The sequence below is a fragment of the Bacillus sp. BML-BC051 genome (assembly GCF_019656175.1).
Lineage (GTDB): Bacteria > Bacillota > Bacilli > Bacillales > Bacillaceae_G > Bacillus_A > Bacillus_A mobilis.
In genome coordinates this window covers 20027-32294 of record NZ_BPLI01000034.1, presented here as the reverse complement: position 1 = coordinate 32294, position 12268 = coordinate 20027, and the positions used below count along the sequence as shown (strand labels likewise).

The 12268-nt window shown below is 36.9% G+C and carries 12 protein-coding genes; 7 read left to right on the top strand and 5 right to left on the bottom strand.

Annotated elements, in window-relative coordinates:
- Nucleotides 1-10: 10 nt before the first annotated feature.
- The 3 genes from cwlJ to hemQ form a co-directional block, all read right to left on the bottom strand.
- A complete protein-coding gene (gene cwlJ, locus K5S59_RS15375) occupies nt 11-433 on the bottom strand; it encodes a cell wall hydrolase CwlJ (protein WP_000538171.1) in 423 nt (140 codons plus the stop codon).
- Between the two features lie 175 nt (nt 434-608).
- Complete coding sequence (locus K5S59_RS15370) at nt 609-1880, bottom strand: serine hydrolase (protein ID WP_120451047.1); 1272 nt, start codon at nt 1878-1880, stop codon at nt 609-611.
- Nucleotides 1881-2236: 356 nt separating this feature from the next.
- Nucleotides 2237-2980 carry a hydrogen peroxide-dependent heme synthase gene (gene hemQ / locus K5S59_RS15365; RefSeq protein ID WP_001287591.1) on the bottom strand — a complete coding sequence of 248 codons (744 nt, stop codon included), beginning with the start codon at nt 2978-2980 and terminating at the stop codon, nt 2237-2239.
- Nucleotides 2981-3260: 280 nt separating this feature from the next.
- Here hemQ and pta point away from each other — a divergent pair, with 280 nt between their 5' ends.
- Nucleotides 3261-4232, top strand: coding sequence for a phosphate acetyltransferase (pta, locus tag K5S59_RS15360; protein ID WP_000067226.1), 972 nt, complete (start codon nt 3261-3263; stop codon nt 4230-4232).
- 48 nt (nt 4233-4280) lie between these two features.
- Here the strand turns inward: pta and lipL are convergent, their stop codons facing one another.
- Complete coding sequence (lipL, locus tag K5S59_RS15355) at nt 4281-5126, bottom strand: octanoyl-[GcvH]:protein N-octanoyltransferase (RefSeq protein WP_000071957.1); 846 nt, start codon at nt 5124-5126, stop codon at nt 4281-4283.
- A 128-nt stretch (nt 5127-5254) separates the two neighbouring features.
- A complete protein-coding gene (locus K5S59_RS15350) occupies nt 5255-5947 on the bottom strand; it encodes an RsfA family transcriptional regulator (protein WP_000868363.1) in 693 nt (230 codons plus the stop codon).
- A 284-nt stretch (nt 5948-6231) separates the two neighbouring features.
- Between K5S59_RS15350 and K5S59_RS15345 the strand changes: the two genes are divergently transcribed.
- The 6 genes from K5S59_RS15345 (at nt 6232) to K5S59_RS15320 (ending at nt 12257) form a co-directional block, all read left to right on the top strand.
- Nucleotides 6232-6456: a YuzB family protein gene (locus K5S59_RS15345; RefSeq protein WP_000526074.1), complete on the top strand. Its 225-nt coding sequence runs from the start codon at nt 6232-6234 to the stop codon at nt 6454-6456.
- A 318-nt stretch (nt 6457-6774) separates the two neighbouring features.
- Nucleotides 6775-7830, top strand: a complete 1056-nt coding sequence (locus K5S59_RS15340) for a FecCD family ABC transporter permease (protein ID WP_000388276.1) — start codon at nt 6775-6777, stop codon at nt 7828-7830.
- Entirely contained in the window at nt 7827-8843 is a 1017-nt protein-coding gene (locus tag K5S59_RS15335; protein WP_001260764.1) for a FecCD family ABC transporter permease, read from the top strand. The genes K5S59_RS15340 and K5S59_RS15335 overlap by 4 nt, the downstream gene beginning before the upstream one ends.
- Before the next feature lie 15 nt (nt 8844-8858).
- Nucleotides 8859-9671 (top strand): ABC transporter ATP-binding protein, encoded by an 813-nt coding sequence (locus K5S59_RS15330; protein ID WP_000212064.1) that lies wholly within the window; start codon nt 8859-8861, stop codon nt 9669-9671.
- A gap of 189 nt (nt 9672-9860) precedes the next feature.
- Complete coding sequence (locus tag K5S59_RS15325; RefSeq protein WP_120451040.1) at nt 9861-10805, top strand: ABC transporter substrate-binding protein; 945 nt, start codon at nt 9861-9863, stop codon at nt 10803-10805.
- 147 nt (nt 10806-10952) lie between these two features.
- Nucleotides 10953-12257: an HD domain-containing protein gene (locus tag K5S59_RS15320; protein WP_000262748.1), complete on the top strand. Its 1305-nt coding sequence runs from the start codon at nt 10953-10955 to the stop codon at nt 12255-12257.
- Nucleotides 12258-12268: the final 11 nt, after the last annotated feature.

Here is a 12268-nt window from a genome sequence, read left to right as displayed (position 1 = left end):
TTTTCATTCCTTAATATACGCTAGGGCAATCCCCGGCAGATGGTTGGAAGAAGCAGTGCTTTTTAAAACGTCCAGAGTTTTGTTGGTCATACCAAGTTGGTGGGCAAGGACCTTCAGGTCTAAAAAACCATAAGGCGAAATTTGCAGGCCAAAAACGTTGTCCTTGAATCGTTCGCCTTGCTAATGCGATATCTTGCTCTCTTGCGCGTTGATAAAAATACCCTTTTTGCGTTGCCTCAAAACCGCCAGGATTTTGATAAACCATTTGACGTAAATTCCTTATTTTTTTAAAATCTAAACAATTTCCGCGGACACGATTTACCCCAACGTTTCCGACCATCAACATCCCCTGTTGTCCTTCTCCTTCGGCTTCAGCACGCATCAGTCTAGCTAATAACTTTACATCTCCTTCGTTATAAGCAATAACGCCCATTATGTGTCACCTCTCTTTTTGGAATACCTTGTGGAAAGAGGTTTATCTCTAGATGAAGTGTGTAACAATTACTAGTTCATACGTATGAGAAAAAGGAATCAGATATGACAACCAAACGAAGTTTTACATTGAGAATGGAAAATAAAAAAAGCTAGCGTGAGCTAGCTTTTCATCATTAAAAAACTTTAGACCATAAATTTGAGAAGAAATCACCAATAGAGCGCGTTGTTAACACAAACCAATTTGCTTTTTCAACTTCTTCTGTCGTTTTTGCGGTAACTTTCATATTTTTACTACCGTCTAAGAAACCATATTTATCAGTTGATTCTAAAGTAATCGATCCTACATTGGCATCTTTCTTAACAGGAGCAACTAAATGTCCATCTTCAGCGAGGGATTTATCTACTTCATTCCCAATTTTATAAGGGTCTTTACTACCTTTTTTCGCAATTACTGTTATTTCTTTTTCCGGTGTAACAGTGACTTGGTCTTCTTTCCCTTTTACTACAGAGATTGTGTTGTGTTTATCCACTTTTAGTTTTTGTTTTTCGAAATTATTAAATCCGTATTCAATTAATTCACGAGATTCAGTGAAACGCTCGTCCATTGATTTTGTTTTTATAATTACTGAAATGAGGCGTAAGTCACCACGTTTTGCTGTAATAGTGAATCCGTATCCAGCGGTATCAGAACTACCAGTTTTTAAACCATCTGCTCCTTCATAAGAGAAAGCGGCACCTGGCAACATCCAGTTCCAGTTTTCCATACGAATTGGTTTCGGATGATTATCTGGGAAGTTTCTAAATCTTTGTTTTGTATCCTCTAGCATTTCTGGATACTTTGTAATCATTGCTTTTGAAAGCATACCCATATCGCGAGCTGACATGGAATTTTCTCCATTCGGATCAGTTCCCTCAGGGTGTTTTCCTTTTAAGTCAGCGTTATTTAACCCAGTAGCGTTTACAAATTTATATTTCTTTAACCCTAGTTTTTTTGCATGTTCATTTGCAAGATTTAAGAAATTTTTCTCACTTCCTGCAAGAAGTTCTGCTAAGGCAATACTAGATCCGTTTGCAGAGAAGATAACGATAGAATGATATAGTTCTCTTACAGTGTATTGACGTCCTTTTTCAAATGGAACGTTAGAGAATTCATTATTACGTGAAACTTCATAAGCGTAATCAGAAATGTTTACCTTTGTATCCCAAGTGATTTTTCCTTCTTTAATTGCTTCTAACACGGCATAAACAACAATTAATTTTGACATACTAGCGATAGCTAGTAATTCATCTGGATTTTGTTCATGCAGTATTTTTCCTGTATCTGCATCAAATAAAAGTGCAGCAGCTGCCTCAATGTGTATTTTTTCTTCCGCATGGGATGTTGTTACTCCTAAGGAAGAAATTGACAATAAAAACAATAGTAAAATAGACAAGATTTTCTTCATATAGATTATCACCTTCGCATCGTTATTAGCATGTAGCTCGTACCATTTTAGCATAAATTTGGATATAGAAAGGTTACAATTTTGTAAGGAATTTGAAAGGGATTTGTCGATTTTTGTTCAAATTTGCGGAGAAAAGAAGTTTTTTGAAGAGAAATATAGAAGGTAATAAAAAAAGGAACGAATTTCGTTCCTTTTTCACGATTTACCCCGCTATTTGCCGGGCAGTAAGATCCCCACCTCAAAATTAAGCGAAAGCAAGGAGGTTAGGTGGGCGATCAACGGCCCGTAAAAGCCCGGTTGGTGAAGGCTAATAATCAGTGGGGATGAACAAAATCCCCACTGATTAAAGTTTCACTTTATATGTGTAAAAATTTCTCTACCTTTTCGTTTGGTAAAATGTTTCCAACGAAAAATGTTCCGAATTCACCATAACGAGCACTTACTTCATCGAAGCGCATTTCATATATAAGTTTTTTAAATTGAAGAACATCGTCAGCGAATAATGTTACGCCCCACTCAAAATCGTCGAATCCAACAGATCCTGAAATAACTTGGCGTACTTTACCTGCGTACTGGCGACCGATTTTACTATGACTGTACATCATTTTTTTACGTTCTTCCATAGGAAGCATGTACCAGTTGTCCTCACCTTGGCGACGCTTGTCCATTGGGTAGAAGCAAATGTGATTTGCTTTTGGTAGTTCGGGATATAAGCGAGCTAAGATTTGTGGGTTTTGATATGGATCTTCATCAGCTGGAAGGTAGTTGCTTAGTTCAACAACAGATACGTAAGAGTATGCAGGGACCATATATTCAGCTAATGTTGTTTTATTCAATTCTGTCTCAATTTCGTTTAACTCTTCCATTGTTGGACGTAAAATCATAAGCATAATATCAGCTTTTTGGCCAACAACTGTATACATTGCATGACTGCCTTTTTTCGCACTAGCTACTTCGTTCCATTTTTCAACGACATTTAAAAATTCAGACACAGCTTGTCCGCGTTCGTCGCTAGATAATGTTTTCCATGCAGCCCAATCAATAGAACGTAAATCATGTAAACAATACCAGCCATCTAACGTTGTTGTTGCTTCACTCATTCTATTCACCTCAGTTAATGATAGTTTTACACGTTAACTATAGCATATATAGTTTTAAAATCATCTATATAAAGCTTTGGCGCATAAAATTGTCACATTTAATTTTATTTGAAAATAGGAGGAGATAAGGCTTAAAGGGGCGTTATTTCTAGGCTGAATTTTATGAAAATATAATCATTTTCATTTTATCTATTTTTTGGGAGCTATAAGTTTAAAATAGAGAGGAAAAGCAGTATTCTTAAAGATAGAGTTTTTTTAACATAAGTAGGAGGGTTTATTCGTGAGCAACTTATTTACAACAGTAAAAGAAAAAGTTCAAGGAAAAGGCATTTCTATCGTACTTCCTGAAGGAACTGATGAAAGAATTTTAGGCGCTGCAGAGCGTTTAGCAAAAGAAGAGTTAGTACAACCAATCTTAGTTGGTAATAAAGAAGAAATTAGCGCAAAGGCTGCTAGCATGAATTTAACATTAGCGGGCGTTGATATTTATGACCCAGCTACATACGAAGAAATGGATGCAATGGTAGCATCTTTCGTTGAACGCCGTAAAGGTAAAGCAACTGAAGAAGACGCTCGAAAAATCCTTAAAGACGAAAACTACTTCGGTACAATGCTTGTATACATGGGTAAAGCACACGGCTTAGTAAGTGGTGCAGCTCACTCTACAGCTGATACAGTTCGTCCAGCACTTCAAATCATTAAAACAAAACCAGGCGTTACAAAAACTTCTGGCGTATTCATCATGGTACGTGAAGAAGAAAAATATGTATTCGCTGATTGTGCAATTAACATTGCACCAAACAGCCAAGATTTAGCTGAAATTGGTATCGAGAGTGCGAAAACTGCTGAACTATTCGGTATTGATCCACGCGTTGCTATGTTAAGCTTCTCTACAAAAGGTTCTGCGAAATCTCCAGAAACAGAAAAGGTTGTAGAAGCAACTCGCATTGCAAAAGAAATGGCTCCAGAATTAACTTTAGATGGAGAATTCCAATTCGATGCTGCATTCGTACCATCTGTAGCTGAGAAAAAAGCTCCAGGTTCTACAATTAAAGGTGATGCTAACGTATTCGTATTCCCAAGCTTAGAAGCTGGTAATATTGGCTACAAAATCGCTCAACGTTTAGGTAACTTCGAAGCAGTAGGACCAATCTTACAAGGTTTAAACATGCCTGTAAATGATCTATCTCGTGGATGTAACGAAGAAGAAGTGTACAAGTTAGCTTTAATTACAGCTGCTCAAGCACTTTAATTCTATAATGAATTGAAATAAAGACCGTCGCTATTATAGCGACGGTCTTTATTTTTCTAAGCCAAGTGCTTTATTGTTACGATCAATAATACGTTGTAAATTCGTCTCATATAAAGGTACTTCATCTATTGTTAATTGAGATGGTGTTAACTTTGGAGCGAATTGCTGCAATGTTTTTAAAAGGCGCATCATTAAATCTTGTACTGTAATGGTTTCACCAAGTAATTCTGAAAGTGAAGCCATCGTGCTCGGTACAATTTCAGGATACGTAAAGCGTGTTTCTTCTCCTTGAATGGCTAGGTTGTAGAAATCACGAACGAGTGCGGCACGTTCAGAGCCACTTCCTGTAGCGCATAGATAAATTTGGACAGCGACACCGCCGCGAATACGGCGCTGCGAAATGCCAGCGAATTTTTGATCGCGAATACTTAAATCGTAGCTACCAGGACAGTAAGAACCAACAATTTCTTTTGCTTCGATTGTAACATCGTAATCCTTTAACATTTCCTGAATTAAATGCCACATTGTATCGTATCCAAGGTCAATATCGATACCTTTTTCCGTCTCTTGGAATAAAAGCGATACGTTTAAAACACCTTCATCCAGCACGACTGCAAGTCCACCGGAATTACGAACGATAACATTGAAGTTGTTTTCCTTTAAAAAGGAAATACCTTCTTCTAAGTGTGGTAGGCGTGAATCTTGAATGCCAAGAACAATTGTATTGTGATGAACCCAAGAACGCATTGTTGCAGCTGATTGACCATTTCCAATGCTTGTGCACAGTGTGTCATCCATTGCGAATGACTGCAATGCATGGAATGTTGGTCCCAAACTAGACTGATCTACAATACGCCACTCTGGCTGAGATAAAATGGAACGGGAATTGCTCATATAACTAACCCCTTATCTTTAAAATGACAATCTCTATTATAGCAAAAAATGAAGAAGGGGGGTTCTCGCATATAAAGGGAAAGTTTAAAGATGAAAGACTAAAAAAGGATGCATTACATGCATCCTTTCTATTCTGCAATTTTTTCTAAATTACCGTTTCGATCCATTCGGAAAGATGTTTGAGAACGTTCTTCGTCATCCATGACTGCCAACTTACGAGCTCGGTTCATAATATTCATAAGTGTTTCGTAATCTTCTTGTACAGTATGAGATTGTTTTTCTAATTTTTCTAGTTTCTTTTCTAGTTCTTCATTTCGAAGGATTTGTGATTTGATTTCTTGTTTCAATCTCGTATTCTCGTTTTCAAGGGCTGTCACTTTTATATTGGAAGATCCGACTGTTTGTAAAAAATAAATAACATCTTGCATTGTCATAGAGCCCTTTGCAGCAGGAACCGTAGATTCTTGATATGGAATAGCTTCTTTATATTGTACAATTGCTTCCTCTTGTACAAATTCTTCATAATCAGTTATCGCCTCTGAAGCTGGTGGTGTATAAAGTAAACGTTTTTTCGCTTGTTCACCGCTTGCAGCACGCATTTTATCTTTACGATGTTTTTTTGCTAGTTGAAGAGCTTGTTCATAACTATAGCGAACAACAGCATTCCAACGGAAACCACAGGCAGCCGATGTACGATTTAATTGATCACCCACTTCTTCAAATGCATTTAATTGAGTACTTCCTTCTCGAACGTGACGAAGTACAGTTTCAGCAAGTAATAAATCATCCTCATCCGTCCAAGCATCTTGTCTTACTTTCATAGATTCAACTCCCTTTCTTTTTATGAACTTCCTATTTTTATAATGGGCAAAAAAATGAGCTTTTATACAAAGCTTTTAAAAATATGGTAGATTTCGATGAAAGGTATAAATTTTGCCAAGAATGACGGAAACTTCTGTAGGAGAACATATAAATATGTAGCATTATATGAGGAAAGAGCTTTATAGGGAAACTTGCAACGAGCTTCAAAGAGCGGTAAAATACCATTTAGTGTTTATTTTTAAATGTACTTGTGAAAAGTTTAAAATAGAGGAAGTGTTATATAATGGGAAACGAATTTCGTGTGTGTGATGATTGTCAGGCAACGAACGTTAAAACGTTGATTCCGAAGCTAAAAAAAGTAGATTCATGTGCAACGATTGAAGTTGCATGTCAGTCTTACTGTGGTCCTGGTCGTAAAAAATCATTCGCATTTGTAAATAATCGTCCAGTTGCGGCGCCAACAGAAGACGAATTAATTGTAAAAATTGAAGCAAAGTTAAAGAAGTAAGAACAAGAAGAGTGAACAGATTACTCTTCTTTTTTTATGCCCAAAAGAGGAAGCGTTTATTCTGTGGAAGCTTAATTGATGATAATAATAGTTAATGACAGATAGGCATTATCTATTTATTAAAGTCTCAACCTATATGAATTTGTATTTCAAAATAATGGTTGACAGTCTTTTGAAGCGATAGGTAGAATAGAAGTTGTCTGATTCTGAGAATCATTATCAGGAAAAGGACGATTCATTTAATTTTTTTATTACTATTTGAGAATAAATTTCATTTCAATAAATTAAATATATGTTGTTGGTTAGGATGGTTGAGGGATGGAAGCGAGCGCAAGGAGTATAGAACAGCAAGATGTGAATGTTAAAGAGATTAAGAGCAGGCCGCTCATTGCTTCTATTATTTTAGTAGCAGGTACAATTTTGTTAGCTTTAAGCATGGCATTGTCTATTTCGTTTGGTGCTGCAGATATTAGTTTAAAGACTGTATGGCAAGCTGTATTTCAGTTTGACGGTTCTATTACGCATCATAACGTAATTCAAGAACTTCGCATGCCTAGAGCAATAGGGGGCGTAGTAGCAGGTGCCTTTTTAGCGGTATCAGGTGCAATTATGCAAGGTATGACGCGAAATCCACTTGCTTCTCCATCGTTAATGGGGATTACAGATGGGGCTGTATTTGGAATTGCGATTATGTATGCATTCTTCCCTAATTCACCTTATTTAATGTTCGTTATCGCATCTTTTATTGGTGCTGCGTTTGGAGCGAGCATTGTATATGGAATTGGATCTTCTTCACCAGGTGGATTAACACCTGTGAAATTAGCTTTAGCAGGTGCAGCAATTAGTGCTTTATTAGGGGCCATTTCATCTGGAATTGCGCTATATTTCAACCTTGCCCAAGAGGTGAGTATGTGGAATGCAGGCGGAGTTGCTGGCGTGAAATGGGAAAGTATTAATATGTTAGTACCGATTGGTCTAGTTTGTCTCTTTATTGCAATTATGATGTCGAGGTATATTACAATTTTAAGCTTCGGTGAAGAAATTGCGATAGGACTTGGTCAAAATACGACGCTAATTAAATTTATCGGAACAGTACTTGTTCTTGTGTTAACAGGTTCTGCAGTTTCTATGGCAGGATCAGTTGGGTTTGTTGGCCTTGTAATCCCGCATATGACTCGTTTCCTTGTAGGCTCAGATTATAGATGGGTTATTCCATGTTCTGCGGTCTTAGGTGGACTATTAATTGAATGTGCAGATATGTTATCTCGCGTTATTAATCCGCCGTTTGAAACGCCAATTGGAGCAATTACGGCACTAATTGGAGTTCCATTCTTCCTCTACTTAGCACGTAACGAAGGGAGAGGGAAAATGTGAGGACAAGTGTCTTAACAAAAAAGAACGTTTCTATTTTAACAATTTTAGTAGGATTAATCGTTACTGTATTTTTAGTGAGTTTAAATACAGGGACATTTAAAATACCACCAATGGATGTATTAAGATCATTGGTTGGGCTTGGGGCTGAAGATCAGTCTGTTATTTTATTTGAATTCCGTATGCCACGTATGGTTATTGCTATATTAGTCGGATCTGCTTTAGCAATGTCAGGTGCAATTTTGCAAGGGTTATCACGAAATCCACTTGCTGATCCAGGTATTATCGGTATTAACGCTGGAGCGGGATTAACAGTTGTTATATTCGTTTACTTTTTCTTCGGGAAAGTTGGGACTGGTACATTTTTATCTGTATTTATCCTTCCATTCTTCGCGTTAGTTGGTGCGATATTAGCAGCAGTTATTATTTATTTACTAGCATGGAAAGACGGCGTTTCATCAACGAGATTAATACTTGTTGGTATCGCTGTTGCAGCCGGGTTTGGTGCTGTTAGTTTAATTTTTTCTATGAAGATGACATCTAACGATTTCCGTTTTGCTACGATTTGGTTAGCAGGAAGTTTGTGGGGCACAGATTGGAAGTTCGTGCTAAGTGTACTTCCGTGGATGGTTATTTTCTTGCCACTTGCAATTAGTAAGGCGCACATATTAAATGTAATGAACCTAGGCGACTCCACAGCTGTTGGCCTTGGTGTAAATGTAGAAAAAGAAAGACGTAAATTATTATTTATTGCAGTTTGTTTAGCTGGTGCATCTGTTGCTGTTGCCGGAGGAATTGGTTTTATCGGTTTAATGGCTCCGCATTTAGCGAGGCGCCTTGTTGGTGGTAAACATCAAATTATGCTTCCTACCGCTGCACTAATAGGGACGTTTTTACTTTTATTCGCAGACGTAATTTCAAGAAGCGTGTTAACAACTTCAGAAATACCGGTCGGTCTTGTTATTTCTGTAATTGGTGCACCGTATTTTATATACTTACTTATGAGGACAAAATAAAGGGAGGCTTTTTGTATGGCAACTTTAGCAGTTGATGCGGTATCTGTTGGCTATAATGAAGGGTTAATTATTGATGGATTAACAGTTGAAATTCCGGAAGGGAAAATTACAACAATTATTGGACCAAATGGTTGTGGAAAGTCCACATTATTAAAAACGGCTTCTCGTATTTTAAAGGCGAAAAAAGGTACTGTTTATCTTGACGGAAAAGCAATTGAGAAACAACCAACGAAAGAAATCGCAAAGAAAATGGCGATTTTACCACAAACTGCAGAAGTGCCAACAGGTCTTACTGTGTTTGAACTCGTTTCATACGGACGTTTTCCTCATCAAAAAGGATTTGGAACATTGAAAGAAGAGGATTATCGCTACATTCATTGGGCACTTGAAGTGACGGGAATGACAGAATTCGCAAATCGTCCAGCAGAGGCGTTATCAGGTGGACAACGTCAACGCGTATGGATTGCGATGGCTCTTGCACAAGGAACAGAATTACTTGTATTAGATGAACCGACAACGTACTTAGATATGGCACATCAATTAGAAGTATTAAACTTATTGAAAAAGTTAAATGAAGAAGAGGGTAGAACGATTGTTATGGTTATCCATGACTTAAACCATGCTTCTCGTTTCTCAGATCATATGATTGCATTAAAAGCAGGTAAGTTAATGAAGCAAGGAACGCCAGATGAAGTGATGACGAGTGAAACACTTCGCAGTGTATTTGAGATTGAAGCTCAAATCGTTCCGTGTCCAGTAAACTGTAAACCAATTTGTTTAACATATGATTTAGCGATGATTAGTAATCAATTGCGTAAAAAAGCATAAGTAGATCCCCCTCGTAAAGAGGGGGGCTTCTAATGGACGTTGAGCTTCTTATTAGTAAATAGGAAGTTGAACACCCGTTAGAACGGGGCATAAGCAACAATTAATCAATATATATTTATTAATTGTTAATCTTGTTTCTTATAGTTCACTGTAACTTATAAGAGAAATACAGCTAGAAGGAGTGGGAACATGAAGAATTTTAAAATGGCGTTATTAGCAATGGTACTAGTCGTTACTTCTGTACTATTTGCAGCTTGTTCTAACAAAGAAGAGAAGAAAGCAGATGCGAAGGATGCGAAGACTGAAGAGCGCACTGTACAACATGCAAAAGGGGAAATTAAAATTCCTGCAAATCCAAAGAAAATTGCTGACCTTAGTGGTTCAACAGAAGAATTGTTAATTTTTGGTATGAAACCAATTATTACTGCTAATACATCTCAAGAAAAAATTGATGCACATATTGAAAAGAAATTAAAAGACGTGAAACCAGTTGGTTCTGCTTGGGGCGATAAAATTAACATCGAAGCAGTAGCTGCTGCAAAACCAGACTTAATTCTTGTAAACAATCGTCAAGAAAAGATCTATGATCAATTATCTAAAATTGCACCAACAGTTATGTTAAAAACTCCATTAGACCAATGGCGTCCAAAATTCGAAGAAGTAGGTCAAATCTTCGGTAAAGAGAAAGAAACAAAAGAATGGTTCAAACAGTATGAAGAAAAAGCAAGCAAATTACATGACAAAATCGTTGCGAAAACTGGCGATGCAACATTCATGAAAATGGCTGCATATCCAAATGCTTTCCGTATATACGGTGACTACGGTTACGGTAGCGTAATCTTTAATGACTTGAAATTACCAGCAGTTAAAGGTACACCAACGGATAAACCATTAGTACAAGTACAAAAAGAAGCTTTAATCGATTACAACCCAGATTACTTATTCGTATTTACAACTGGTGACGGTTCTCAGCGTCTAAAAGAATTCCAAGAAGAATCAATTTGGAAAAACATGAACGCTGTTAAAAATAACCACGTATTTACAATTAAAAACGAAGACTTAAACAAAGGTTACTTCCCTCTAGGTAAAGAAATGATCTTAGATGAAGTTGCTGAATTCGTTTTAGGTAAATAATGTATAAAGAAAAAATCACTTTTACTTCGGTAAAAGTGATTTTTTCTTTATACAAGGGCAATTAATATAGTCTTTCATTTCTTTCTGTTTCCTATTTCGTTTATAATATATAGTAAGAATGCAGTAAAGAAAGGGGGATGTCGGAAGGTGGTATATTTAAACGACAAACTCAGCGAAACAAAAGTGTTTAAAGACCCGGTACATAAATATGTGCACGTGCGCGATCGTGTTATTTGGGATTTAATCGGAACGAAAGAATTTCAACGCTTGCGCCGTATTAAGCAGCTTGGAACGACATTTTTTACATTTCACGGTGCAGAGCATAGTCGCTTTACTCATTCGTTAGGTGTATATGAAATTATTCGTCGTATGATTGATGATGTGTTTGATGGCAGACCGAACTGGAATGCTGAAGATAGATTGTTATGTTTATGTGCGTCCTTACTTCATGATGTCGGTCACGGCCCATTTTCTCATTCGTTTGAAAAGGTATTTTCATTAGATCATGAGAAATTTACGCAAAAAATTATCGTTGGAGACACGGAAATTAACCGTGTATTAAGCCGCGTGGATAAAGACTTTCCGCAAAAGGTGGCCGATGTAATCGCAAAAACATCTACTAATAAATTAGCGATTAGTATGATTTCCAGTCAAATTGATGCAGATCGTATGGACTATTTATTAAGAGATGCGTATTTCACTGGCGTAAAGTATGGAAACTTTGATATGGAACGTATACTACGTGTCATGCGTCCGTATGGGAATCAAGTAGTCATTAAAAATAGTGGTATGCATGCTGTTGAGCATTATATTATGAGTCGTTATCAAATGTATTGGCAAGTATATTTCCACCCGGTAACGCGCAGTGCCGAAGTTATTTTAACGAAGATTTTACACCGTGCAAAATCATTGCACGAGAAGTATTACACATTTAAAAATCATCCGGTTCATTTCTATTCTTTATTTGAAGAAGAAGTAACAGTAGAGGATTATTTAAAGTTAGACGAGAACGTTATGTATTATTACTTCCAAGTATGGCAGGACGAGGAAGATCCAATTTTAAGTGATTTATGCCGCCGTTTTATGAATCGAAACCTATTTAAATATGTAGAGTTTACAGATAAGCACGGTTTAGATAATTGGATGGAATTAAGTAGCTTATTCAAAAAGATTGGACTTGATCCAGAATACTATTTAGTAGTTGATTCAACATCAGACTTACCGTATGACTTTTACCGTGCTGGTGAGGAAGAAGAGCGTCTGCCAATCTTACTTCTTATGCCAAATGGAGAGCTTAGAGAGCTTTCACGTGAATCGGATATTGTTGAGGCAATTACTGGTAAGAAGAGAAGGGATCAAAAACTATTCTACCCGCATGATTTAATCTATGAAGATGGAAGAAAAGGAAAATATAAAGAGAGAATCATCGAGTTACTAGAAGGAAAAAAATAAGAAGCAGCTAA